Below are 25,012 nucleotides of genomic sequence, written 5' to 3'. Positions count from 1 at the left end.
GCATCGAACGTTCTCCTCACAGATCGATAACGTCGGCGTGAGAACGCGGGGCCACAACGGGAGTGCCCCTCGTACTAGGCTGAAGTTCGTCCTTTCCGCCTCCCGCGGCCGTACCGCGCAAGGAGAATCATCGTGTCTGCCCCCGAGTCCTCGAAGCCGACTCCCCCCGTTCCCGCTCCCCCTGCCGCGCCGCTGCCGCGCAAGCTGCCGTCGCCGGCCGCTGTCGCGCCCGTCGCAGCCGCCGCGACGCCCCCCACGTCCACTCCCGAGGAGGTGGCGAAGTGGGGACGCGTGTCGGAGGACGGCACCGTCGAGGTGCTCGAGGGCGAGACCTGGCGCGTCGTCGGTCAGTACCCCGACGGCACTCCCGAGGAGGCGCTGGCCTACTTCGTGCGCAAGTACGACGACATCGCCTTCAAGGTGCACGCGCTGGAGCAGCGCCACCAGGCCGGTGGCGCTTCGGCCGGCGATCTCGCGAAGCAGGCGGGCCACGTTCTGACGGAGGCGACGGATGCCGCGGCCGTCGGCGATCTCGCCGGACTCCGCGACCGCCTGAACGCCCTGACCGATTCCCTGTCCGAGGCCACCGCCGAAGAGGCGCGCCAGGCAAAGGAGCTGGTCGACAGGGCCATCGCCGAGCGCACCGCCCTCGTCGAGCGCGCGGAGGCCATCGCCGCCCGCGACCTCTCGAAGGTGCAGTGGAAGCAGCTGACCGCCGAGCTCGGCGCGCTGTTCGACGAGTGGCAGGCCCACCAGCAGAACGGTCCTCGTCTGTCGAAGGGCGTCTCGCAGCAGCTGTGGAAGCGATTCCGCAATGCGCGCGCCGTCGTCGACAAGCAGCGCCGCGCGTTCTACTCGGAGCTCGATGACGCGCACAAGGCGGCCCGCGATGCGAAGACCCGCCTCGTCGAGCGCGCTGAGGCCCTCGCTCCCCGCGGGACCGACGGCATCCCGTCGTACCGCAACCTCCTCGACGAGTGGAAGGCCGCCGGCCGTGCCGGTCGCAAGGCCGACGACGCGCTCTGGGCGCGCTTCAAGGCCGCAGGAGATGCGCTGTACTCGGCCCGTGCCGAGCAGGCCGCGGCGGAGGAAGCCGACTCGGCTCCGAAGATCGAGGCCCGTCAGGCGCTCCTCGAAGACGCCAAGGCCGTCGCCGACGAGCCGAACATCAAGAGCGCCCGCGCACTGCTGACCCGCATCCAGCGTCAGTGGGACGAGGTCGGTCGCATCTTCCCCCGCGAGAAGGAGCGCGCTCTCGATGACCGCCTGCGCGTGATCGAACAGGCGCTCAAGGCCCGCGAAGAGGTCGACTGGAAGAAGAACAACCCCGAGACCAAGGCACGCGCGAACGACATGAGCTCGCAACTGGTCGAGGCCATCGAGAAGCTCGAGGCCGAGCTCGCCGCGGCGGAGAAGGCAGGAGACAAGAAGGCGGCCAAGACCGCGGCTGACGCTCTCGAGGCGCGTCGCACCTGGCTGAACGCCCTCGGGGGCTGACCCTCTCCACAGATCTCCGCAGAGACGCCCGGACGCGGGATGCCGTACGCCACACTGGCGTGATGCATCCCGCGTTCGTGTATCTGCCCGGCGATCGTCTGACGCTGCCCGAGCTCAGCTCCGCGCGGCTCGACGGGCACGTGGTCGAGCTCGGCGAGGGGTACATCCCCGCCGATCTCATCGAGGGGCCGGCTCTCAGGGCTCGCATGATCGCCGGACTGGTCCCGGCCGGCACTGCGGCCTCGGGACCGACAGCCGCGTGGATCCACGGTGCCGGCGACACGCCCCCGACACCCCACCACGTGCACCGCGCCGTGGAGAGGAGATTCAGACCGGACCCCGATCATCGGCTGATCTTCCACGACACGCGCGTCCCGGCATCCGATGTCCAGGTGCTCGGCGGAGTCCTCACGACCACTCCGGTGAGGACGATGGTCGATCTCGCGCTCACCACCACCCGTGACCCGCGGATGCTCGTCTGGATGCGCCTGCTCGCGGCCGAGAGCCCACCGCTCGTCGAGGAGGCCGTTCGCTCCCTGTCGGCGAGGACGCGCGTCCCCGGATCACGTGGCGCGCTCGCGACTCTCGAGAGGCTGAGGCTCAGGAGGACGTGACGCGGTACACGTCGTACACCGCATCGATGCGCCGCACCGCGTTCAGGACGCGATCGAGGTGCACGGCATCGCCCATCTCGAAGACGAACCGGCTGAGCGCGAGGCGCTCGTCGGTGGTCGAGACCGTGGCGGAGAGGATGTTCACGTGGTGCTCGCTGAGCACGCGGGTGACGTCGGAGAGCAGTCCGGAGCGATCGAGCGCCTCGACCTGGATCTGCACGCGGAACACGCTCTTGGTCGTGGGCGCCCAGGACACCTCGACGAAGCGGTCCTTGTCCTCTTCGCTGCTGAGCGCCTTCACGTTCACGCAGTCGGCCCGGTGGACAGAGACGCCGCTGCCACGGGTCACGAAGCCGACGATCTGATCGCCCGGCACCGGAGTGCAGCACTTTGCGAGCTTCACGAGGATGTCGGCGGCTCCGCGCACGAGCACGCCGGAGTCTCCGGCACGGGGCTCCCTGGTCGGGATGCTCCCGGGGAGGTCGATGGGACCCGTGGCCGGATCGTTGGCCGCCACCAGCGCGGTGACCTTCTCCAGCACGGACTGCGTGGAGACGTGCCCCTCGCCGACCGCGGCGTACAGTGCGGAGACGTCTTCGTAGCGAAGCTGGTGCGCGACCTCTGCGAAGGAGTCCTGGCTCATCAGGCGCTGCAGCGGGAGGTTCTGCCGGCGCATCGCCCGGGCGATGGCCTCCTTGCCCTGCTCGATCGCCTCCTCGCGACGCTCCTTCGTGAACCATCCGCGGATCTTGTTGCGCGCCCGTGTGCTCTTGACGAAGCCCAGCCAGTCCTGGCTCGGACCCGCGTCGGGGTTCTTCGACGTGAAGACCTCGACGACGTCTCCGCTCTTGAGCTCGGACTCCAGGGGCACGAGGCGCCCGTTGACCTTGGCGCCCATCGTGCGGTGACCGATCTCGGTGTGCACGGCGTAGGCGAAGTCCACGGGAGACGCATCGGCCGGAAGGCCGATCACACGTCCCTTCGGCGTGAAGACGTAGACCTCCTTGGCTCCGATCTCGAAGCGCAGGGAGTCGAGGAACTCACCGGGGTCGGCCGTCTCCGCCTGCCAATCGGAGATGTGTGCGAGCCACGCCATGTCGGCGTCTGCGGCGCGCACCTCGGCCTTGCCGCCGTTCATCCGCTCCTTGTACATCCAGTGGGCGGCGACGCCGTACTCCGCCTGCTGGTGCATCTCCTGCGTGCGGATCTGGATCTCGACCGTGCGACCGGCCGGACCGATCACCGTGGTGTGCAGCGACTGGTACAGGTTGAACTTCGGGGTGGCGATGTAGTCCTTGAACCGGCCGGGCAGCGGGGTCCAGCGGGCGTGGATCGCTCCGAGGACCGCATAGCAGTCGCGCACGGAGGCGACGATCACCCGGATGCCGATCAGGTCGTAGATGTCGTCGAACTCGCGACCCCGCACGACCATCTTCTGATAGACGGAGTACAGCTGCTTGGGGCGTCCGACGACCTTGCCGCGGATGCGCAGGTCACGCAGATCCTCGTCGATCTCCTGGACGACCTGGTTCAGGTACTTCTCGCGCTGCGGCGTGCGCTGCGCGATGAGGCTGTGGATCTCGTTGTAGATCTTCGGGTGCAGCACCGCGAAGGACAGGTCCTCGAGCTCGGACTTGATCGCCTGGATGCCGAGTCGATTGGCCAGGGGCGCGTAGATCTCCAGCGTCTCCTTGGCCTTCTTGGCCGCCTTCTCGGGCGGCACGAAGCCCCAGGTGCGCGCGTTGTGCAGTCGGTCGGCGAGCTTGATCAGCAGCACGCGGATGTCCTTCGACATCGCCACGATCATCTTGCGGACGGTCTCTGCCTGGGCGCTCTCGCCGTACTTGACCTTGTCGAGCTTGGTGACGCCGTCGACGAGCATCGCGACCTCGTCGCCGAACTCGGCGGTGAGCTCGCTCAGCGCGTAGCCGGTGTCCTCCACGGTGTCATGCAGGAGTGCCGCGGCGATCGCCCTGGGTCCGAGGCCCAGCTCGGCGAGGATCTGCGCGACCGCGAGCGGGTGGGTGATGTACGGCTCGCCGCTCTGACGCTTCTGGCCCTCGTGCTTCTCCTTGGCCACCGCGTAGGCGCGCTCGATCACGGCGAAGTCACCGCGAGGATGATTCGCTCGGACCGTGCGGATCAGGTTGTCGAGATCATTGATCCGGGGCGCGCGGGAGAAGATGCGGGGAACCAGGCGTCGCAGGCTCGAACCCTGCGACGACGTCTGCGGTTCCGCCATCCGCTCACCTCCCCAATCAGTACATCTTACGCGGGTCCTGCGGGGCCGAGCCCCGCAGGACGGGCACGCTCACGCGTCGACGGTCGCCTTGGCTCGGGCCTCGCGGATCTTCGCGTCACGCGCCATGAGCTGCGGCTCGTTCTCGCGGAACAGCGAGTAGAGCGGAGCGGCGACGAACAGCGTCGAGTACGTCGCGACCAGGATGCCGACGAAGATCGACAGCGAGATGTCGGTCAGCGTCTCCGCACCGAGCCAGAAGGCGCCGATGAAGAGGATCGCCCCGACGGGCAGGGCGGCGACGACCGAGGTGTTGATCGAGCGCACCAGCGTCTGGTTGACGGCGAGGTTGACCGACTCCCCGAAGGTGCGTCCGGACTTCTCCCCGTCTTCCGTGGTGTTCTCTCGGACCTTGTCGAAGACGACGGTCGTGTCGTACAGCGAGTAGGCGAGGATCGTCAGGAAGCCGATGACGGCCGCCGGGGAGATCTCGAAGCCCGCGAGAGCGTACACGCCGATCGTGATGACGAGGACGTCGAGCAGGCCGATGATCGCCGCAGCGGACATCTTCCAGGTGCGGAAGTACAGGGCGAGGATGAGGAAGGTCAGCGCGAGGAAGATCGCGAGTCCCCACAGCGACTGCTTGGTGACGTTCTCACCCCACGCGGGGCCGATGAACGAGGACGTGACGCTCTTCGGGTCGACTCCGTAGGCATCGGCGAGAGCGGCGGAGACCTTCTGCGTCTCCTCGTCGCTCATCTGATCGGTCTGGACGCGGATGTCCTTGCCGCTGACGACCACGACCTTCGTCGCAGCGCCCGGAACCACCGAGTGCACGGCCTTGGTCGCCGTGCTCTGATCGATGCTGTTCGGGGCGGTGACCGTGAACTGCGATCCGCCGGTGAACTCGATGGAGAACTGCACGGGGCGGATGAACGGGACGAGGATCGACCCGACCACCAGCGCGATGGCGATGATGAACCACAGTCGACGCTTGGCGACGAACGGGAAAGAGGTCTTTCCCGAGTACAGGTTGTTGCCGAACTCACTCATGGAAGCCATCAGTTCGCCCCCTCATTTCCGCCGCTGCCGGCTCTGTCGCCGGCGAGTGCCTCCGCGCGCTTGCGCTCGGCGATCGTCTGCCTGCGATCTGCTTCTCCGCGCGAGCGCGCGTTCTTCGCCCCGCGACCGGCGGATGCCGTAGAGACTTCGCGGTACTGCGAGCGGCTGCGGTACACCGCGCCGAGGGACTCCGGGTCGAGGCCCGAGAGCTTGTGTCCGCCGCCGAAGAAGCGGGTGCGCACGAGCAGCTGCATGACCGGGTGCGTGAAGATCACGAAGATGAACACGTCGATCAGGGTCGTGAGCCCGAGGGTGAACGCGAAGCCCTTCACCGTCGCATCGGCCAGGATGTACAGCACGACGGCGGCGAGGATGTTGATCGACTTCGAGATGTAGATCGTGCGCTTCGCCCGGCCCCAGCCGTCTTCCACGGCTGCCGTGATCGACTTGCCGTCGCGCAGCTCGTCCCTTATTCGTTCGAAGTACACGATGAACGAGTCCGCGACGAATCCGATCGAGACGATCAGACCCGCGACGCCGGCGAGCGAGAGACGGAAGCCCATGCGCCACGCGAGGATGCAGATGATGATGTAGGTCAGCACACCCATCACCGCGATCGAGGCGACGATGACGGCGCCGAGAGCCCGGTACACGATCAGCGAGTAGATCGCGACGAGCGCGAGGCCGATGAGACCGGCGATGAGGCCGATCTGCAGCTGCTGCGTACCGAGAGTCGCCGACACGGTTCCCGAGCTCTGCACCACGAAGCTGAGAGGCAGGGCGCCGAACTTGAGCTGGTCGGCGAGAGTGGTCGCGGACTCCTGGGTGAAGCTGCCCGAGATGCTCGGGCGGCCGTCGAGGATCTGCCCGTTCATCTGCGGAGCACTGATCACGCTGCCGTCGAGCACGAACGCGAACTGGTCGCGCGGCGAGAGGTTGGCGAGCTTGTTCTGGTACAGACGCGTGCTGACCTTGCCGAAGGCGTCGGCCCCCTCAGACGTCATGGTCAGCTGCACGAGCCAGGCGCCCGACTTGGGGTCGCGGCCGGCCGTCGCATCGGTGATCGCGGTGCCGGTGAGCTCGGCCGGGCCCAGGAGGTACTTGGCCGTGCCGCTCGGGTCGCAGGCGATCAGCGGCTGGTCCTGGGGAGCCCGGGAGGCGTCGGCCGGCGGGTTCGCGCAGTCGTAGGCGAGGAACTCGGCCTGCAGCTTGTCGGTGACCCACGCGAGGTCGCTCGAGTCCGTCGGCTTCACCGTCGGGGTGGCGTTCAGCGAGGGGTCCGGCGTCGGATACGGCGTGGTGTTGCCGTCCTCCCCGGTGAACGACGTCGCGGCGGCCGTCGTGTAGAGCACCGCGCGGAACTCCAGCTGAGCGCTCGACTTGATCCGCTCGCGCGTGGCCTCGTCGGCCACACCGGGGATCTGCACGACGATGTTCTGGCCGCCCTCGGTCGTGATGTCGGCCTCGCTCACACCAGAGGCGTCGACACGCTGCCGGATGATCGCGGCCGCCTGGTCCATCTGCTCCTGCGAGGGCGCTGCGCCGTCTTCGGTCTGCGCCTGGAGGACGATCTGCGTGCCGCCCTGGAGGTCGAGGGCGAGTTCTGGGGTCCACGAGCTCTGCTTGAACACATACACGCCGAGCGCGTTGATGCCGAAGAGGACGCCTGTCACCAGGACGAGTCCGAGAAGGACCCTCCAGGCGTGACGGACCGGAGAGGAAGAAGCCACGTGATCAGCTTTCTGAGATGCCGGAGCGCCGGTGCGGCGCCATGGTCCTGAGGAGGATTACTTGTCGTCCGCGTCGCGCTCGAGACGCGCGCGCGTCTCCTCGGCCGTCTCGATGCCGGGAGCGGCGTCAGCGGCGGGCGTCTCGTCGACGGCATCCGTCACGTCGTCCGCGATGGCGTCCTTGGGCTCGACGACCCGCAGGATCGCCTGGCTGTGCACCTCGATGATCGTGCCGGGTGCGATCTCCACCAGAGCCGGCTCGTCCAGGTCGATCGGGTCGTAGGCCACGATCGTCCCGAAGATGCCGCCCTGGAGCAGGACCTTGGCGCCGGGAACGGTCTTCGTCGCCTTGGCCTCCTGGTCGGCCTTCATCTGCCTCTGACGCTTGCGGGTGTTGACGAACATGAAGATGATCAGCACCGCGAGGATCGGGAGCATGATGAGTGTGGGATCCATCGCGGATGCCTTTCAGTCGCGCACACGCCGACGACGGCGTGCACCAGGGGGGATCGGAAGGAAGTCTTCAGCGATTATAGGTGATCGAACAGTCCGTCTTCGGTGCGACGGGCGACGCCGAGGTGCGCGTAGGCCTCCGGCATGGCGATCCGACCCCGCGGAGTGCGACCGAGGAAGCCGATCCGCACGAGGTACGGCTCCACGACGCTCTCCACGGTCTCGGCCTCCTCGCCGACGGCGACGGCGAGCGTGCTGAGACCGACGGGGCCGCCTTTGAACCGGCGGACCAGCGCTTCCAGCACTGCTCTGTCGAGGCGGTCGAGGCCGATCGAGTCGACGTCGTAGAGCTCGAGGGCCGCGCGGACGCCGGAGAGGGTCGCCTCTCCCCCGCCGTGCACGAGTGCGTAGTCGCGGACGCGCCGGAGGAGGCGGTTCGCGATGCGGGGGGTGCCACGGGAGCGCCGTGCGATCTCGGCGAGGGAGTCAGAGGGCAGATCGACTCCGAGTACGCGAGCGGATCGGTCGATCACGCGCTCCAGCTCGGACTCGTCGTAGAACTCGAGGTGGCCGGTGAAGCCGAAGCGGTCCCGGAGCGGGTTCGGGAGCAGACCGGAGCGGGTCGTCGCGCCGACGAGGGTGAACGGGGCGAGCTCCAGGGGGATGCTCGTGGCCCCGGCGCCCTTGCCGACCATGATGTCGATGCGGAAGTCCTCCATCGCGAGGTACAGCATCTCCTCGGCCGAGCGCGCCATGCGGTGGATCTCGTCGATGAAGAGGACCTCGCCGGGGCTCAGGCTCGACAGCAGGGCGGCCAGATCACCCGCGTGCTGGATCGCCGGGCCGCTGGAGAGCCGCAGCGGACGCCCGCTCTCGTGGGCGACGATCATGGCCAGAGTGGTCTTGCCGAGCCCTGGGGGGCCCGCGAGCAGGATGTGGTCGGCCGGGCGGCTCTGGATGCCGGCGGCGTCCAGCAGCAGCTGCAGCTGGCCGCGGACCTTCTGCTGACCGACGAAGTCGCTGAGACTGGTCGGTCGCAGCGCGCCCTCGATGGCGAGCTCTGTCTCGTCGACCGGCTCGGTCGCGTCGCGCGCGTCAGACACGCGCCGGCCCCAGCATCGCGAGGGTGCGGCGCAGGAGCGACGCGACGGACGAGCGCTCCGCCTCCGAGGCGTCGGCAGCCGTCTGGGTCGCCGCCTCGACGGCGACCTTCTCGGACCAGCCGAGTCCGATGAGCGCCGCCGCGACCTGATCGATGATGTCGACGCCCCCGGCGGCGGGCTTCCTGGCCGGGCTCCCGACGGGCGCCACCTTGCCGGCGAGCTGCACGACGATCAGCTTGGCGGTCTTCGGACCGATGCCGGACACGCGGCGGAACGGCGCGTCGTCCTCCGCGGTGACGGCCTCGGCGATCTGGTCGACCGTGAGGTGCGAGAGAACGCCGAGCGCGGACTTCGGTCCGACCCCGGTGACGCTGATGAGCAGCCCGAAGACCTCCAGTTCGCTGCGATCCGCGAACCCGTAGAGCGACAGGGCGTCCTCGCGGACGATGAGACTCGTGTGCAGCATCAGCCGCTCTCCGATCGCGGCGGTGTGCGCGACGTCGGCCGGGACGGCGACGGAGAACCCGACTCCTCCGACTTCGATGACGACCTGGTCCGGCGTCGTGTGCAGGACGATGCCGTGCAGCGAGGAGATCATCTCACCAGTCTAGGCACCGGATCGTACATACGTTCGAGCGACACGCTCGGCATCCGCCCAGGCCTTCTGCGCGGGCGTCAGCACATCCTGCCCTGGCGCTCCCGCAGCCCCTCGGCGCCAGGCATGGCACAGCGCGATCGCGAGCGCGTCGGCGGCGTCGGCGGGCTGCGGCGGGGCGTCGAGACGGAGGATGCGGGCGATCATCGCCTGCACCTGTCGCTTGTCGGCGGAACCGTAGCCCGTGACCGCGGCCTTCACCTCGCTCGGCGTGTGGGTCGCCGCAGGAAGACCGGCCTCGGCTGCCAGCAGGAGCGCGACACCGCTCGCCTGCGCGGTGCCCATCACCGTGTGGCTGTTCTGCTGAGCGAACACGCGCTCGACGGCGACCGCGTCAGGGCGGTGCGCCGCGATCACCTCGCGGATGCCGGCGGCCACCGTCGCGAGACGTTCGCCGATCGGCGCGTCGACGGCGGAGCGGATCACGCCGACGTGCACGAGCGTCCCTCGACGGGCGCGGTCGACGTCGACGACGCCGACACCGCACCGGGTCAGACCGGGGTCGATGCCGAGGACGCGCAACGTGGAGGAGGTCACCTCTCCAGGCTATGCGCCGTCAGCGGCGCCGGCTGCCCGGCGCGCCCGTCACTCGTCGTTCTCGAGCTCCGCCTGCACCTCGGCCGACAGGTCGAAGTTGCTGAACACGTTCTGCACGTCTTCGCTGTCCTCGAGGGCGTCGATCAGTCGGAAGATCTTGCGCGCCGTGTCGGCGTCGATCTCGACCTTGAGGTTCGGGACGAACTCGACGTCGGCCGACTCGTACTCGATGCCCGCGTCGACGAGGGCCGAGCGCACCGAGACCATGTCGGTCGGCTCGGTCACGATCTCGAAGCCCTCGGCGTGCGGCTCGATCTCCTCGGCGCCCGCCTCGAGCGCCGCCATCATGACGTCGTCTTCGGTGGTGCCCTCAGAGCTCACCACGATGACGCCCTTGCGGCTGAAGTTGTACGCCACGCTGCCGGGGTCGGCGAGGGTGCCGCCGTTGCGGCTGAGCGCGGTGCGCACTTCGGCCGCCGCACGGTTCTTGTTATCGGTCAGACACTCGATCATGAGGGCGACGCCGTTGGGTCCGTAGCCTTCGTACATGATCGAGGTGTACTCGACGGCCTCGCCGCCGATACCGGCGCCGCGCTTGATGGCGCGGTCGATGTTGTCCTTCGGGACGGAGGTCTTCTTCGCCTTGAGGACGGCGTCGAACAGCGTCGGGTTGCCCTGCAGGTCGGCGCCGCCGAGCTTGGCCGCGACCTCGATGTTCTTGATGAGCTTCGCCCACGACTTCGCACGCCGCGAATCGATGATCGCCTTCTTGTGCTTGGTCGTGGCCCACTTGGAATGCCCGGACATAAGTCTCCCGCTCGTCGAATCCGCCCGGGCGCCTGGCCCAGGGCATCGTCCAGTCTAACGAATCACGCCGCGCGCGCCGCGACCCGATCGAGGAAGCGCGCGTGGAAGCGGCTCTCCCCCATGATCTCCGGGTGGAAGCTGAGCCCGAGCAGACCGCCCTGCTCGACGGCGACGACGCGGCCGTCCGGCAGCGCGGCGAGGACGGATGCCGCCTCTCCGACGCTCTCGACCACCGGTCCACGGATGAACGCCGCCTTCACGGACCCCGTGCCGAGCTCGGGCACGTCGAGCTCGGCCTCGAAGGACTCGACCTGGCGGCCGAAGGCGTTGCGTCGGACGACGACGTCGAGCCCGCCGAACGACTCCTGTCCGTCGATCGCATCGACCACGGCATCCGCCAACATGATGAGACCGGCACAGGTGCCGAGCACCGGCATCCCCGCGGCGATAGCCTCGCGGATGGGCTCCTGCAGACCGAAGATCCGGGAGAGCTTGTCGATCACGCTCGACTCGCCGCCGGGGATCACGAGCCCCGACACCGTCGCGAGCTCCTCCGGACGGCGCACGAGCACGACCTCGGCGCCGAGACCGGCGAGCAGGGCGGCGTGCTCGCGCACGTCGCCCTGCAGCGCGAGCACGCCGACCTTCGGGCTACCAGCCACGCTCGGCGAGGCGGTGCGGTGCGGGGAGGTCGGAGACGTTGATGCCGACCATGGCTTCGCCGAGTCCGCGGGACACCTCGGCGATGACCTTCGGGTCGTCGAAGAACGTCGTGGCCTTGACGATGGCCTTCGCGCGCTCTGCGGGGTTGCCCGACTTGAAGATGCCGGAGCCGACGAAGACGCCGTCGGCACCGAGCTGCATCATCATGGCGGCATCCGCGGGGGTGGCCACGCCGCCCGCCACGAACAGCACGACGGGGAGCGTGCCGGTCTCGGCGATCTCGGCGACCAGCTCGTACGGCGCCTGCAGCTCCTTGGCGGCGACGAACAGCTCGTCCTTCGGGAGCGCGGTGAGCGCGGCGATCTCGCCGCGGATCCTGCGGATGTGCTTCATCGCCTCGGAGACGTCTCCGGTGCCCGCCTCACCCTTGGAGCGGATCATCGCCGCGCCCTCGTTGATGCGGCGCAGTGCCTCGCCGAGGTTGGTGGCGCCGCACACGAAGGGCACCGTGAAGCCGTACTTGTCGATGTGGTTGACGTAGTCGGCCGGGGAGAGCACCTCGGACTCGTCGATGTAGTCGACACCGAGCTCCTGCAGCACCTGGGCCTCGACGAAGTGGCCGATGCGCGCCTTCGCCATCACGGGGATCGAGACCGCGTCGATGATGCTGTCGATCATGTCGGGGTCGCTCATGCGCGACACGCCGCCCTGGGCGCGGATGTCGGCGGGAACGCGCTCGAGGGCCATCACGGCGACGGCGCCGGCGTCTTCGGCGATCTTCGCCTGCTCGGCGGTGACGACGTCCATGATGACGCCGCCCTTGAGCATCTCGGCGAGCCCGCGCTTGACGCGCGAGGATCCGGTGGTGGTCTGTTCGGTCATGAGGGGCTCCTGTCAGGATGAACCAAAGCTCGTTTTGATCTATGTCAAAAGATAGCACTGTCCGGAACGACCTAGAATCGGTCACGAGGACTCATGACGGACATCACAGGGAGCACAGCGGCGGAGATCGCCGACAGCGTGCGCGGGCTACGCGACCGCGGCCTGCTGCGTGCGGGCAGCGTCCTGCCTCCGGTGCGTGAGCTCGCCTCGACCCTCGGCGTCAATCGCAACACGGCGGTCGCCGCGTATCGTCAGCTGGCCCAGGCGGGACTCGTCGTGTCGCGTGGCCGCGCGGGGACCGTCGTCGCCGGACACGAGTCCGTCGCCCAGGAGGGATACGCCGCCGACACGGTGCTCCGCGATGTCGGAACCGGAAACCCGGATCCTCGGCTGATCCCGGACCCATCCCCCGCACTCGCCACCCTCGCCGGCCGCCCGGTGCTCTACGGAGAGCCCGTGATCGACCGCGGGCTCGACGAGTGGGCGCACGACTGGGTCGCCGCAGACCTCGGCGACGCCGACTTCCGCATCACGATCACCAGCGGTGCGGTGGATGCCGTGGAGCGCCTGCTCGCGCAGGCTCTCATGCGCGACGACGCCGTCGCGCTCGAGGATCCGTGCTTCCTGGCCAGCATCCACACCGTCCGGCTCGGCGGATACCGTGCCGTCCCCGTGCCCGTCGACGAAGAGGGCATGACGGTCGACGGTCTGCGGGCCGCACTCGACGCCGGCGTCCGCGCGGTGATCTGCACACCCCGCGCGCAGAACCCCACCGGGGCGAGCCTCAGCGCCCGCCGGGCGGCGGAGCTGCGCACCGTGCTCGCCGCGCACCCGTACGTGCTGATCATCGAGGACGATCACTTCTCGATGCTGTCGCGCCGCCCCTACGAGACCCTGATCGGCCCCGCGCATCGACGGTTCGCGCTCGTGCGCTCGGTCTCGAAGTTCCTGGGTCCCGACATGTGCCTGGCCGTGGCGGCGACCGATCCCGAGACCGCAGAGCGTCTCGCGATGCGGCTGAGCCCCGGCACCACCTGGGTGAGCCACCTGCTGCAGCGCCTGACGCTCGCGCAGCTGACCGACGAGACCGTGGCAGCGAGGATCGCGGCGGCATCCGAGCACTACGCGGCCAAGAACGACGACTTCGCGACGCGCCTGCGAGAGCACGGCATCGAGGCCGCCGCATCAGACGGACTGAGCCTGTGGGTCGCCCTGCCGATCGCCGCGCGCACGGTCGCCGAGCGCCTCATGCGGCGCGGCTGGCTGGCCCGCACAGGTGACGACTTCGCTCTCGACGACAGGGCAGAGCCGTCGCGCCACCTGCGCCTCACCGTCCACGATCTCTCCGACGACGATGCGGCGACGCTCGTCACCGACCTCGTCGCGGCAGTGCGATGATCCACCCCCGCGGTCTCCGGCCCGCTCTGAACGAAAGGATCGGAGAATGAAGGTCCTCTCCATCCAGTCCGCCGTCGCATACGGCCACGTCGGCAACTCGGCGGCCGTCTTCCCGCTGCAGCGCATCGGCGTCGAGGTGCTCCCGGTCTACACGGTGAACTTCTCCAACCACACCGGCTACGGCGCCTGGCGCGGCCCGCTCATCGCGCCGGCCGATGTCGCCGAGGTCATCACCGGCATCGAGGAGCGCGGCGTCTTCGGCGAGATCGACGCGGTGCTCAGCGGCTACCAGGGCGGAGAGGGCATCGGCGACGTCATCATCGACGCCGTGGCCCGAGTCAAGGCCGCCAACCCGGAGGCCGTCTACGCGTGCGATCCGGTGATGGGTAACGCGAAGTCCGGTTGCTTCGTCGCTCCCGCGATTCCGATCCTGCTCCGCGAGAAGGTCGTCCCCGTCGCCGACATCATCACGCCGAACCAGTTCGAGCTGGGCTTCCTCACCGAGACCGAGCCCGACACCCTGGAGTCGACCCTCGCCTCCGTCGACCTCGCGATGGCCATGGGCCCCTCGACCGTGCTGGTCACCAGCGTCGAGCGACCCGACCGCGAAGAGGGCACGATCGAGATGCTCGTCGCCGACGCGACCGGTGCGTGGATCGTCCAGACCCCGCGCCTTCCGATGAAGGCCAACGGCTCCGGCGACGTCACCGCCGCACTGTTCACCGCCCACTACGTGCAGACAGGCAGCGCGCAGACGGCGCTGGAGCGCACGGCGTCGAGCGTGTTCGACCTGCTGTCGTTGACCCTCGAGTCGGGCGAACGCGAGCTGCAGCTCATCGAGGCGCAGGAGTTCTATGCGAACCCGCGACTCCAGTTCACCGCACGCCAGGTGCGCTGAGGCGCGGACGCTACCGCGCTTCGTCTCGCTGCACTCGCTCGCTCAACGACCGGACTCCCGCGTCTGGTCGTTGAGCGAGGAGCGCAGCGACGAGACGAAACGTGTGAGGCTCAGGCGGAGGGCCAGGCGTTCGCGACGGCCTCGCGCACCTCGCCGAGCAGCTGCGGCAGCGCCTTCGTCTTGGCGATGATCGGGAAGAAGTTGGCGTCCGACGTCCATCGCGGCACCACGTGCTGGTGCAGATGGGCGTCGACGCCGGCCCCGGCGACGGCGCCCTGGTTCATGCCCAGGTTGAAGCCGTCGCAGCGTGACACCTCGCGCAGCACGCGCATCGCGGTCTGGGTGAGGGCGCCGATCTCGGCGACCTCCTCCGGCGTCGCCTGATCGTAGGTCGCGATGTGCCGGTACGGGCACACGAGCATGTGGCCGGAGTTGTACGGGAACAGGTTCAGCAGCACATAGGCGGTCTCGCCCCGTGCCACGATCAGCCTCTCCGGGTCCGGGTGCTTCGGCGCCTCGCAAAACGGGCACTCCTCGCGCAGCGGCTCAGGGCCCGCCTGGATGTACGCCATCCGGTGCGGGGTCCACAGCCTCTGGAACTCGTCGGGGACGCCGGCCAGATGACCGGCGTCCTCCAACGACTCAGAACCCGATGTCACGCCAGGTCCCCTGCTTTCAGCACCAGCGCGTGCGAGGAGATCGCCGCGGTGATCCGGCGCACGGCATCCGCCACCGGCACGCCGTTCTCCTGCGTGCCGTCGCGGAAGCGGAACGAGACCGTACCAGCGGCCCTGTCCTGCTCGCCGACGATGAGGATCACGGGGACCTTCGCCGTCGTGTGGTTGCGGATCTTCTTCTGCATGCGGTCGTCGGAGTGGTCGACGTCTGCGCGCACTCCCGCCGCGCGCAGCTGGCCGATCACATCGTCGAGGTAGTCGCCGTACTGCTCGGCCACCGGGATGCCGACGACCTGGCTCGGCGCCAGCCACAGCGGGAAGTCTCCCGCGTAGTGCTCGAGGAGGATCGCGAAGAAGCGCTCGACCGAACCCAGCAGGGCGCGGTGGATCATCACCGGACGGTGCTTCTGCCCGTCGGATCCGGTGTACTCGAGCTCGAAGCGATCGGGCTGGTTGAAGTCCAGCTGGATCGTCGACATCTGCCACGTGCGGCCGATCGCGTCGCGCGCCTGCACCGAGATCTTGGGACCGTAGAAGGCCGCGCCGCCGGGATCGGCGACGAGCTCGAGGCCGGATGCGACGGCGACCTCGCGCAGGGTCTCGATGGCCGTGGCCCACTGCTCAGGCTCTCCGAGGAACTTCGGGTTCCCCTCCTCGTTCGTGGACAGCTCGAGGTAGAAGTCGTTGAGCCCGTAGTCGCGCAGGAGGTCCAGGACGAGGTTCAGGTTGGTGGTGAGCTCCTCCTTGACCTGATCCTGGGCCACGTAGATGTGCGCGTCGTCCTGCGTCAGCCCTCGGACGCGGGTCAGGCCGGACAGCGTGCCGCTCTTCTCGTATCGGTAGACGGTGCCGAACTCGGCGAGCCGCAGCGGCAGCTCGCGGTACGAGCGTCCACGCGAACGGAAGACGAGGTTGTGGAACGGGCAGTTCATCGGCTTCAGGTAGTAGTCCTGCCCCTGCCGTGTGATGTTCCCCTCCTCGTCGACGATCTCGTCGAGGTGCATCGGAGGGAACATGCCGTCGGCGTACGTCTGCAGGTGACCCGACGTCATGAAGAGATCCTTCTTCGTGATGTGCGGGCTGTTCACGAGGTCGTACCCGTTGCGCAGCAGGTGACGGCGCAGGTTCTCCTCGATCTCGTAGCGGATGATGCCGCCCTTCGGGTGGAACACCGCGAGGCCGGAGCCGATCTCGTCGGGGAAGGAGAACAGGTCCATCTCCGCGCCGAGCTTGCGGTGGTCCCGACGCTCGGCCTCGGCGAGGCGCTCCTGATACGCGCGCAGCTCGTCCTTGGACGGCCACGCCGTGCCGTAGATGCGCTGCAGCTGCGGGTTCTTCTCGCTGCCGCGCCAGTACGCCGCGGCGATGCGGGTGAGGTCCCAGCCGTTGCCGATCATCCGCGTGTTGGGCAGGTGCGGCCCGCGGCAGAGGTCCTTCCAGACCACCTCGCCGTCTCGGGTCGTGTTGTCGTAGATCGTGAGCTCGCCCTCGCCGACCTCGACGGACGCGCCCTCGGCCGCGTCCGCGTTCGAGCCCTTGAGCCCGATGAGCTCGAGCTTGAACGGCTCATCGGCGAGTTCGGCGCGCGCCTCGTCGTCGGTGACGACGCGGCGCACGAAGCGCTGGCCCTCGCGGACGATGCGCTGCATCTCCTTGGTGATGGCCTTGATGTCTTCGGGGGTGAAGGGCGTGTCCACGCCGAAGTCGTAGTAGAACCCGTCGGTGATGGGCGGGCCGATGCCGAGGTTCGCCTGCGGATTGATGCGCTGCACCGCCTGAGCGAGCACGTGGGCGGCCGAGTGACGCAGGATGTTCAGCCCGTCGGGGCTGTCGATGGTGACGGGCTCGACCTCGTCGGCGTCGGTCACGGTAGTGGCGAGGTCCTTGAGGACGCCGCCGACGCGCATCGCGACGACGGATCGGTCAGAGAACAGGGCGAAGCCGTCTTTCGGCTGGGCGTTTTCAGGCACTGAGCACTCCATCTGGGTCAGGAATCCAGGCTACCCGCACGACCGGGTGCTTCAGACCGCTCTCGCTCTCGGAATCTGGCGAGCCGTGGGGAGCTCCGCGGTGAAGAGCACGCAGAGGGGACAATGAGATATGCCCTCTCCCACGATCGTCTGGCTGCGCGATGATCTCCGAATCGCGGACAACCCGGCCCTGCTCGCGGCCTCGCGCCGCGGGGAGCCGACCATCGCGCTGTACGTGCTCGATGAGGAATCACCCGGTGTCCGGGTCCTGGGAGGGGCTGCTCGCTGGTGGCTGCACCACTCGCTGGCGTCGTTGGCGGAGCGGCTCGGCGAGAAGGGCGTGCCCCTGGTGCTGAGGCGAGGCCCCGTGTCACGGGTCGTCGAGGATGTGGTTCGGGAGAGCTCCGCCGGCGCCGTGTACTGGAACCGGCGCTACGGGGCGGCCGAGCGCGACATCGACGGCGCCCTGAAGTCCTCCCTACGCGAGGCCGGTCTTCTGGTCGAGTCCTTCTCGGCGTCGCTTCTGCACGAGCCGTGGATGGTCAGGACGGGCGGGGGCACCCATTTCTCCGTCTTCACTCCGTTCTGGCGCGCCTGCCAGGCGCTTCCGGCGCCCCGGCATCCGCTGCCGGAACCTGACGACTTCGTCGGCATCCCACCCGCTCTCGAATCCGACGACATCGCCGGGTGGGCTCTGCGCCCGTCGTCCCCTGATTGGGCCGGAGGTCTGCGAGAGACGTGGACACCCGGCGAGCCCGCAGCGATCGACCGCCTCGCTCAGTTCCTCACGGAAGACGTCGACGACTACGAACGGACGCGTGATGAGCCCGCGGCGGGAATGACCTCGCTGCTCTCTCCTCGACTGCGCTGGGGCGAGCTGAGCCCGTTCACCGTGTGGCACAGCGCCGCGGGCGCACCGGGGACAGGGAAGTTCCTCGCCGAGCTCGGATGGCGGGAGTTCGCCTGGCACACCCTCTTCCACTTCCCCGATCTGGCGACCCGCAACCTGCGCCCGTCCTTCGACGCCTTCCCCTGGCCGCCGGTCGACGTCGAACAGCTCACCGCGTGGCAGCAGGGACGCACCGGCGTGCCGCTGGTGGATGCCGGGATGCGGGAGCTCTGGAGCACCGGATTCATGCACAACCGCGTCAGGATGGTGGCCGCGTCGTTCCTGGTGAAGAATCTGCTGATCGATTGGCGGCTCGGCGAGGAGTGGTTCTGGGACACGCTCGTCGACGCGGACGAGGCGAGCAACCCCTTCAACTGGCAGTGGGTTGCCGGGTCCGGCGCCGATGCCGCGCCCTACTTCCGGGTCTTCAACCCTGAGCTTCAGGCGAAGAAGTTCGATCCGCAGTCCCGCTATGTCGAACGATGGGCCGGGGATTCCCTCCTCACGACGCCGATCGTCGACCTGGGCGCCACGAGGAAAGCGGCTCTCGCGGCCTATGAGCGGATGAAACGAACCTCCGCGGATCTCCCCTGACTCACAGCGCTGCCGGCTCGCTCGCGCCGCCAGCCGTCGGAGCGAACACGATGATCGCCGCACCGACCAGCGCGACGGTCGAACCCACCCAGTCCCATGTCGTGGGCCGGAATCCGTCGACGATGATGCCCCACGCCAGGGAGCCGGCGATGAACACACCGCCATAGCACGCGAGCACTCGCCCGAAGTTCGCATCGGGTTGCAGCGCGGCAATGAATCCGTACGCTCCGAGGGCCATCACTCCGAACACGGCGAACAGCCACCCGCGGTCCTCCTTCACGGTCTGCCAGATCAGCCAGGCGCCGCCGATCTCCGCGACGGCCGCGAGCAGGAACAGGATGCTGATGCGCAGAACGGTCATGCGTTCAGTGTTCCAGGGTTCCCGCGCTCACCGTCCTGATCGATACGGTGATCACGGGGAGCTGATCGCATCCCCGTCTCCCCCACTGCACCCGATAGGCCCTGCCATGCGCTCTGTCCGCTCCCGCCCCGCCGCCGTCACCGGCCTTCTCGCCATCGCAATCGTCGCGCTGCCGACGGCCGCGGTCGCCGCGGTCGCTCCCTCCGACGACGTGACTCCGGTCGTGGCCGTGTCGCTGGAGCCGTACTTCCCCGGCGAGCCGTCCTGGCCGTCCACCGCGTACCCGACCTGGGCGCTGCGCATCGATCTCTCCGACGCCGATCCCGTGCCAGGCGAAGCCACGAACATCGACCTCTCCGCGAATCTCACTGCGGCGGCCGCTCCCGGGACGCTGCGCGATGAGGACGGGGTGGAGCTCGCGACCTTCGCCGTGTCACCCGACGGACACCGCATCACCGTCACGTACTCCGCCGCAGCCGCCGCGGTCGTCGATCTGCAGGCCGAGCTCGCGATCTTCGTCAGCGCCGACTCCGTGGGCCCGGGGAAAGACACGCTCACGGCTCAGGCCGCGGCCGACGGCCTCGTGTTCCCGCTCAGCGCCTCCTACACGGGACTCGCCTGGAACCCCGCCGGCACCGTGGGAACGTGGGTCCCGAGCCCGACCGGCTCCCTGCGCTTCCTCGCACGCTCCGTCGTCGAGGCCGTCCCCGAGTTCGCCGAAGATGGCGGTCAGTGGATCGGAGTGGGCGGCGCGAGCGACTGGTCCGGAAGACTCGCCCCTGTCAGCGGAACCACCCGGGTGTTCGGGCTGGACGAGCTCCCCGCCACCCTGGACGGGTTCACGGATCCGGCATCCCTGTGGCAGGACGGCGTCGACTACACGGTGGACGAGCAGGAGACGCACGATGGCGGGCCGGTGTTCGGCGTCACGGTCACCGGTTCTCCGACCGGATACATCGTCGTCGAACAGGCGTACGACCTCGTCTCGGCGGGCCCCTCGCTGTTCGACGCTCCCAACACCGCCCTCCCGCTTCAGGGACGGAAGGTGTTCGGCGCCGGCACCCGTATCGTGACCGGATCGGTCGGCGGGCACCAGGGCGGGGGGAACGGAGTGGGAGGGCTGTCCACTCTCGCCTTCTTCGCCGGCTCGGGCGGAGCGGCCTCCGGTGCCCCGATCTCTCCGGCGCTGTCCGTGGACCGCGCAGTGACCCCCGACACCGCCGCCCCCGGAGAGACGACCGGACGGGTCGCTCTCACCATCGCGAACACCGGCAACACCCCGCTCGACGTGAACGTCGCCGACCTCCTCGCCGCGAACGACGCCTCCGTCCTCCTCCGCGATGCGGACGCGAGTTCCGGTGCCGTGACGGTGGACGGCCGCGCCGTCCGCTGGACCGGCATCGTCGGCCCCGGCGAGACGCTCGTGGTGACCTACACGTTCCGCGCGACGGCATCAGGGCCTCGTCCGGGAACCGTCTCCTGGAGCGGGAACGCCCGCGGAGTCGTGCCCCGGAACGCGGAAGAGTCCGTGGAGCCACCGGTGCCCACCGCAGAGGTCACCGTCTCCGCACGTCCCCTCGTTCCGGAAGCGCCGACCTCGCCGGGGTCGGGGAGCACTCTCGCGACCACCGGATCAGATGCGCGCGCCGCGCTCGGTCTCGGCGCCCTGGCCGTCCTGCTGGGCGCGGGAGGGGCTGCGCTCCTGGTGAGCTCGCGTACGCGGTCCCGGAGCTGACCTCCGAGGTTCAGCGACGGTACAGCTCCCCCGAGCCGGAGATCCTCTTCGTCACGCTCGGGTCCCCCGCGTAGGAGACGTCTCCGCTCCCGTCGATCACGACATCGAGGGAGAGCCGGGCGTCGACATCGGCATCCCCCGACCCGGTGACGACCACGCGGGCGCGGTCGCTGCGCAGGGATGCCGCGCTGAACCCACCCGACCCCGCAACCTCGACGTCCTGGGCGGCGGCCGTGCCGTCGATCTCGACGCCCCCGGATCCCGTCATGCGGACGGTCAGCTCGGAGAGCTGGACATCGTCGACGGAGATGCTGCCTGACCCGTCCGCGACGACGGAGGCCGAGTCCGCGGCGACGCCTGTGGCCTCGACATCGCCCGAACCCTGCACGTCGATCGAGGGCGCCGTCGCGCCGGTGAAGTCGACCTGCGCGTCGCCCGAGCCTCGCACGTGGAGAGTCTCGAGGGTCGTCACCGTGAGCTCGTAGCGGATCTCACCGTTCCATCCGATGGGCGTCTTCTCCATGCCGAGGGTCAGCACCCCATCGGAGATCTCTGACGTGAGCTCGCCGATCACGTTCTCCCCTGCGGTGATGCGCAGGGATGGCGTGGTGCCGACGCGCATCGTGAGATCGCCGCTCGTGTCCAGCACCACCTCGTTGATGTCCGTGATCGGTCGGTCCTCGCTCACCCGTGTCCCCGTGTCGAACGCCGCGCAGCCGGTCAGGGCGGCGGTGACGGCGAGCAGGATGACGGTGGAGGACAGCAGACGGGAGCGCATGGGAGACACGCTACGGAGGCGCCGGGCCGCTGAACAGCTACCGGGGTATGGAATCCGCCTCCCTCTGCGGTACGAGGAGGTCTCGTCAGACGCCGGGAACGACGAGGCCCCACTCATAGGCGAGGATCACGAGCTGTGCGCGGTCGCGGGCTCCCAGCTTCATCATCGTCCGATTCACATGGGTCTTCGCGGTGTGCGGAGAGATCGTCAGGGTCTCGGCGATCTCCTGATTGGTCAGTCCGCCGGCGACGAGCAGCATCACCTCGCGCTCGCGATCGGTGAGCGCGTCGAGAAGGCCCAGATCCGGAACGCGGGGTGAGGCGTCGGCGGCGCGCAGCGAGCGCTCGATGAGGGCGCGAGTCGCGGCGGACGACAGCAGCGCGTCTCCCCGGTCGATCGTGAGCACGGCGCGCACGATCTCCTCCGGCTCGGCGCCCTTGCCGATGAATCCGCTGGCACCCGCGCGCAGGGCCGCCACCACGTACTCGTCCTCCTCGAAGGTCGTGAGGATGAGCACGCGCGTGCGACCCCCTGCGCCCTCTGCGCAGATCTCAGCCGTCGCGGCGATGCCGTCGAGGTCGGGCATCCTGATGTCCATCAGCACCACGTCCGGCGTCTCGCGCTCCACGGCGCGCACGGCGTCCCGCCCTGTGGCGACCTCGCCGACCACGAGGATGCCGGCGTCGCCGAGGATGTCGCGGACGGCCTGCCGGATGAGCGGCTGGTCATCGGCGATGATCACGCTGACCATTCGTCACTCTCTCCGGCTGTGGGGAGTCGTACGTCGAGACGGAACACTCCGTCGACGCTCTCCGTCCGGACCGTACCGCGGACGGCTGTGACGCGCTCACGCAGGCCGACGAGCCCGTGACCGCCAGGGAACGCCTCCGGCCCCGGACGCACCTCGTTGCGGACGTCGATGAGGAGATCGCCGCCGACGACGTCCAGGCGGACGCGCACGGGACGATCCGACCCGTGCTTGTGGGCGTTGGTGAGGCCCTCCAGGAGCACGAGGTAGGCGACGTGATCGTTCGACGGAGACAGCGCGACCCCGGCGGACTCGTCGTGGAGCTCGACGCGCAGCCCCGCGACCACGAAGCGCGCGATCAGGTCGGCGGCGCCCGCGAGCCCGGTCTGCGGGCGCAGGTCCCCGGTGTCCTCCGGATCCTCGGAGCGCAGCAGCGCCATCAGGCCCCCGATGTCGGTGAGGACCGTGCGGGACGCGCGTCGAATCGTCGTCAGCGCCTCTCTCGCGCGATCCGGTCGGGATTCCAGTGCCGACGACGCGACTCCCGCGTTGAGACTGATCACCGTGATCTGATGCGCGACGACATCGTGGAGATCGCGCGCGATGCGCACACGCTCCTCCGCGACCCGACGTCTGGCTTCCTCTTCTCGGCCGCGCTCCGCACGTTCCGCACGCTCGGTCATCGCGGCGCCGAACTCGCGACGTGATCGTGTGGCATCGCCGATCGCCCCGGCCAGTGCGATGAAGAACAGGAACTGCAGGGCCCTCGAATCGAAGAACTCGCCGTGCAGCGGGACCGCGTTGGAGACGAAGACGACTCCGACGACCAGCGTCAGCGCGATCAGCCCCACGGTGCGACGTGTATACGCGGTGACGGCGAACGCGCTGATCGCCGTCGCGATGAGAGAGCTCGGCGAGAGTATCCCCGTCAGCGAGAGGACGACCGCGACGACGACGCTGACGCCCAGGACCGCGAGCGGCCACCGGCGACGGAACGGCATCACCGCGGCCGGCAGGAGCGCGATCGGGAGCAGCATCCCGGGGACCTGGAAGACCGCCTCCGGGTACGGCAGCACCGCGAACAGGATGATGACGGCGACGGCGATCACATCCCCGAACGGCGCGGTGAGTCCGGAAGCGGGGCGGGCGGGCATCCTTCCAGTATTCCGCGCGCGGCCGGATCGGGAGTCCGCCCTGAGGATGACTTCCCCGTACTGCGAACGCGGTAGGGAGATGTCTGCGCCGGGGCGATGCCTCGAGCGGGCATCCGAACGACGCTGGAAGGACGGGGCGCACCGTGCGCCGCGGGAGAGGTCCGAATGAAGAAGTCTGTGAAGAGAGTGCTCGTCTCGGTGACCGCCGTCGCCGCGGTGATCGCCGTCGGATTGGCGACGACCACGATCGTGAACGTCGTCGCCACCGACGCCGAACAGGAGCGGATCGAGCCCTACGGCCAGCTCGTCGAGGTCGACGGACGCCACATGAACGTCGTCATCAGCGGCAAGGGCGACGAGACCATCGTGCTCCTCCCCGGGTTCGGCACGGCGTCCCCCGCGCTCGATTTCGCGCCTCTCGTCGATGACCTGTCGGCGGATCACCGCGTCGTCGTGGTCGAGCCGTTCGGCTACGGCCTGAGCGACGGCACGGACCGCGAACGGACCACGGCGAACATCGTCTCCGAGGTGCACGAGGCTCTGGACGAGCTCGACATCGACCGGTATGTGCTGATGGGGCACTCGATCGCCGGGGTGTACGGCATCGAACTCGCACGTCGCTATCCCGACGAGGTCCAGGCGTTCGTGGGTATCGACTCCAGTGTGCCCGGTCAGCCCCGAACGGACACCGCGTTCCCCATCGGCCTGCTCGGCGCCGCCAAGAACCTCGGGCTCATCCGACTCGTCGCCACATCCGCCACGGGCTACGAGGAGGACGCGTACTCCGAAGAGGTGCGCGAGCAACTGGTGATGCTCTCCAACCGGAACTCGCTGAGTGCGACGTATCTCGATGAGATGTCGCACATCCGCACGAACTTCGCTGACGCGCTCGGCACCGGGTTCGCCCCGACGCTGCCGCTGCTGCTCTTCGTCGTCGAGCACAACGAGGAGGTCCCGGAGTGGCGGGAGCTGCACGAGAAGCAGGCCGCGAGCGTCGAGGACGGAACGGTGATCGCCCTCGACGGCTCGCACTATCTGCACCACACGCAGTCGCCGCGGATCGCCGAAGAGTTCCGGGCATGGGAGGCGGCTCGATCGGCGCAGGTCGACTGAGGTCGCCGACGGGCACCGGATAGCGTGGGCACATGATCAGGACTGCTGCACGATGGATGCTCGCGCTGGTGCTCGCCGCGGCCGGCGCCGCCCATCTCGTCCGCACCCGGGGCTTTCGGATCGTCGTCCCGGACTGGGCGACGCGGGTCACGCGCCTCGACAAGGACACGATCGTCGTCGCCTCGGGGGCGGCGGAGCTCGCGCTGGCTGCCGGTCTCGTCGCCCTCCCCCGCGAACGTCGCAGGATGGGCTGGGCCGTGGCGGGATTCTTCGTCGCCGTGTTCCCCGGGAACGTGCACCAGTGGCGTACGCGCCGCTCCGCACCCGGCCTCGACACGGATGCCCGCCGGCTCTGCCGTCTCTTCCTGCAGCCGCTGCTCGTGCTCTGGGCGCTGTGGGCGACCGCCGAGGGTGGCGACCCGCTCCGTTGACAGCGCGTGTCCCGCCTGGGGTTC

The 25,012-nt window shown here is 68.9% G+C and carries 24 protein-coding genes; 8 read left to right on the top strand and 16 right to left on the bottom strand.

Annotated features, from left to right (window positions below):
- Positions 1–132 precede the first annotated feature (132 nt).
- Together MRBLWH10_RS06820 and MRBLWH10_RS06815 are read left to right on the top strand one after the other, a co-directional pair.
- Positions 133–1,497 carry a DUF349 domain-containing protein gene (locus MRBLWH10_RS06820; RefSeq protein WP_341942114.1) on the top strand — a complete coding sequence of 455 codons (1,365 nt, stop codon included), beginning with the start codon at positions 133–135 and terminating at the stop codon, positions 1,495–1,497.
- 62 nt (positions 1,498–1,559) lie between these two features.
- Complete coding sequence (locus MRBLWH10_RS06815; RefSeq protein WP_341942113.1) at positions 1,560–2,111, top strand: hypothetical protein; 552 nt, start codon at positions 1,560–1,562, stop codon at positions 2,109–2,111.
- On the opposite strand, the gene MRBLWH10_RS06810 is transcribed toward MRBLWH10_RS06815, so the two are convergent.
- The 10 genes from MRBLWH10_RS06810 to pdxS all read right to left on the bottom strand — a co-directional run bounded on the left by MRBLWH10_RS06810 (position 2,098) and on the right by pdxS (position 12,242).
- Positions 2,098–4,353, bottom strand: coding sequence for a bifunctional (p)ppGpp synthetase/guanosine-3',5'-bis(diphosphate) 3'-pyrophosphohydrolase (locus MRBLWH10_RS06810; RefSeq protein WP_105677356.1), 2,256 nt, complete (start codon positions 4,351–4,353; stop codon positions 2,098–2,100). The genes MRBLWH10_RS06815 and MRBLWH10_RS06810 overlap by 14 nt on opposite strands.
- 69 nt (positions 4,354–4,422) lie before the next feature.
- Positions 4,423–5,412, bottom strand: coding sequence for a protein translocase subunit SecF (gene secF, locus MRBLWH10_RS06805; RefSeq protein WP_341942112.1), 990 nt, complete (start codon positions 5,410–5,412; stop codon positions 4,423–4,425).
- Positions 5,412–7,142, bottom strand: coding sequence for a protein translocase subunit SecD (gene secD, locus MRBLWH10_RS06800; protein WP_341942111.1), 1,731 nt, complete (start codon positions 7,140–7,142; stop codon positions 5,412–5,414). Before secD ends, secF begins: the two co-directional genes overlap by 1 nt.
- Before the next feature lie 57 nt (positions 7,143–7,199).
- A complete protein-coding gene (locus tag MRBLWH10_RS06795; RefSeq protein ID WP_105677360.1) occupies positions 7,200–7,598 on the bottom strand; it encodes a preprotein translocase subunit YajC in 399 nt (132 codons plus the stop codon).
- A gap of 74 nt (positions 7,599–7,672) precedes the next feature.
- Positions 7,673–8,698 carry a Holliday junction branch migration DNA helicase RuvB gene (ruvB, locus tag MRBLWH10_RS06790; protein ID WP_341942110.1) on the bottom strand — a complete coding sequence of 342 codons (1,026 nt, stop codon included), beginning with the start codon at positions 8,696–8,698 and terminating at the stop codon, positions 7,673–7,675.
- Entirely contained in the window at positions 8,691–9,296 is a 606-nt protein-coding gene (ruvA, locus tag MRBLWH10_RS06785) for a Holliday junction branch migration protein RuvA (RefSeq protein ID WP_341942109.1), read from the bottom strand. Before ruvA ends, ruvB begins: the two co-directional genes overlap by 8 nt.
- 9 nt (positions 9,297–9,305) lie before the next feature.
- Positions 9,306–9,890 (bottom strand): crossover junction endodeoxyribonuclease RuvC, encoded by a 585-nt coding sequence (ruvC, locus tag MRBLWH10_RS06780; protein WP_105677363.1) that lies wholly within the window; start codon positions 9,888–9,890, stop codon positions 9,306–9,308.
- Positions 9,891–9,938: 48 nt separating this feature from the next.
- Positions 9,939–10,697 carry a YebC/PmpR family DNA-binding transcriptional regulator gene (locus MRBLWH10_RS06775; protein ID WP_223586398.1) on the bottom strand — a complete coding sequence of 253 codons (759 nt, stop codon included), beginning with the start codon at positions 10,695–10,697 and terminating at the stop codon, positions 9,939–9,941.
- 62 nt (positions 10,698–10,759) lie between these two features.
- Positions 10,760–11,359 (bottom strand): pyridoxal 5'-phosphate synthase glutaminase subunit PdxT, encoded by a 600-nt coding sequence (gene pdxT, locus MRBLWH10_RS06770; protein ID WP_341942108.1) that lies wholly within the window; start codon positions 11,357–11,359, stop codon positions 10,760–10,762.
- The gene (gene pdxS, locus MRBLWH10_RS06765; RefSeq protein WP_341942107.1) at positions 11,349–12,242 is read right to left on the bottom strand and encodes a pyridoxal 5'-phosphate synthase lyase subunit PdxS; all 894 of its coding nucleotides are present in this window, start codon (positions 12,240–12,242) and stop codon (positions 11,349–11,351) included. Before pdxS ends, pdxT begins: the two co-directional genes overlap by 11 nt.
- A 93-nt stretch (positions 12,243–12,335) precedes the next feature.
- On the opposite strand from pdxS, the gene MRBLWH10_RS06760 reads away from it, so the two are divergent.
- Entirely contained in the window at positions 12,336–13,640 is a 1,305-nt protein-coding gene (locus tag MRBLWH10_RS06760; protein WP_105677368.1) for an aminotransferase class I/II-fold pyridoxal phosphate-dependent enzyme, read from the top strand.
- Between the two features lie 46 nt (positions 13,641–13,686).
- Positions 13,687–14,538, top strand: coding sequence for a pyridoxal kinase PdxY (pdxY, locus tag MRBLWH10_RS06755; RefSeq protein ID WP_105677370.1), 852 nt, complete (start codon positions 13,687–13,689; stop codon positions 14,536–14,538).
- Positions 14,539–14,648: 110 nt separating this feature from the next.
- On the opposite strand, the gene MRBLWH10_RS06750 is transcribed toward pdxY, so the two are convergent.
- Together MRBLWH10_RS06750 and thrS are read right to left on the bottom strand one after the other, a co-directional pair.
- Positions 14,649–15,197 carry an HIT domain-containing protein gene (locus tag MRBLWH10_RS06750; RefSeq protein WP_341942106.1) on the bottom strand — a complete coding sequence of 183 codons (549 nt, stop codon included), beginning with the start codon at positions 15,195–15,197 and terminating at the stop codon, positions 14,649–14,651.
- Positions 15,194–17,197 (bottom strand): threonine--tRNA ligase, encoded by a 2,004-nt coding sequence (thrS, locus tag MRBLWH10_RS06745; protein WP_341942105.1) that lies wholly within the window; start codon positions 17,195–17,197, stop codon positions 15,194–15,196. The genes MRBLWH10_RS06750 and thrS overlap by 4 nt, the downstream gene beginning before the upstream one ends.
- Positions 17,198–17,315: 118 nt before the next feature.
- On the opposite strand from thrS, the gene MRBLWH10_RS06740 reads away from it, so the two are divergent.
- Entirely contained in the window at positions 17,316–18,668 is a 1,353-nt protein-coding gene (locus MRBLWH10_RS06740) for a deoxyribodipyrimidine photo-lyase (protein ID WP_341942104.1), read from the top strand.
- A gap of 1 nt (position 18,669) precedes the next feature.
- On the opposite strand, the gene MRBLWH10_RS06735 is transcribed toward MRBLWH10_RS06740, so the two are convergent.
- Positions 18,670–19,029 carry a YnfA family protein gene (locus MRBLWH10_RS06735; RefSeq protein ID WP_341942103.1) on the bottom strand — a complete coding sequence of 120 codons (360 nt, stop codon included), beginning with the start codon at positions 19,027–19,029 and terminating at the stop codon, positions 18,670–18,672.
- A 106-nt stretch (positions 19,030–19,135) separates the two neighbouring features.
- Between MRBLWH10_RS06735 and MRBLWH10_RS06730 the strand changes: the two genes are divergently transcribed.
- Positions 19,136–20,764, top strand: coding sequence for a hypothetical protein (locus tag MRBLWH10_RS06730; protein ID WP_341942102.1), 1,629 nt, complete (start codon positions 19,136–19,138; stop codon positions 20,762–20,764).
- 10 nt (positions 20,765–20,774) lie between these two features.
- Here MRBLWH10_RS06730 and MRBLWH10_RS06725 read toward each other — a convergent pair whose 3' ends face one another.
- The 3 genes from MRBLWH10_RS06725 to MRBLWH10_RS06715 form a co-directional block, all read right to left on the bottom strand.
- Entirely contained in the window at positions 20,775–21,542 is a 768-nt protein-coding gene (locus MRBLWH10_RS06725; protein ID WP_341942101.1) for a head GIN domain-containing protein, read from the bottom strand.
- 85 nt (positions 21,543–21,627) lie between these two features.
- Positions 21,628–22,293, bottom strand: coding sequence for a response regulator transcription factor (locus tag MRBLWH10_RS06720; protein ID WP_341942100.1), 666 nt, complete (start codon positions 22,291–22,293; stop codon positions 21,628–21,630).
- Positions 22,281–23,444, bottom strand: coding sequence for a histidine kinase (locus tag MRBLWH10_RS06715; protein ID WP_341942099.1), 1,164 nt, complete (start codon positions 23,442–23,444; stop codon positions 22,281–22,283). Before MRBLWH10_RS06715 ends, MRBLWH10_RS06720 begins: the two co-directional genes overlap by 13 nt.
- Before the next feature lie 165 nt (positions 23,445–23,609).
- Between MRBLWH10_RS06715 and MRBLWH10_RS06710 the strand changes: the two genes are divergently transcribed.
- The gene (locus MRBLWH10_RS06710) at positions 23,610–24,557 is read left to right on the top strand and encodes an alpha/beta hydrolase (protein ID WP_341942098.1); all 948 of its coding nucleotides are present in this window, start codon (positions 23,610–23,612) and stop codon (positions 24,555–24,557) included.
- Between the two features lie 32 nt (positions 24,558–24,589).
- On the top strand, positions 24,590–24,988 hold the full coding sequence (locus tag MRBLWH10_RS06705) for a hypothetical protein (RefSeq protein WP_341942097.1): 399 nt from the start codon (positions 24,590–24,592) through the stop codon (positions 24,986–24,988).
- Positions 24,989–25,012 lie beyond the last annotated feature (24 nt).

The organism is Microbacterium sp. LWH10-1.2, assembly GCF_038397765.1.
Classification (GTDB): Bacteria; Actinomycetota; Actinomycetes; order Actinomycetales; family Microbacteriaceae; genus Microbacterium; species Microbacterium natoriense.
The sequence above is the reverse complement of the archived record's forward strand: the minus strand, read 5'-3'. Positions and strand labels throughout refer to the sequence as shown.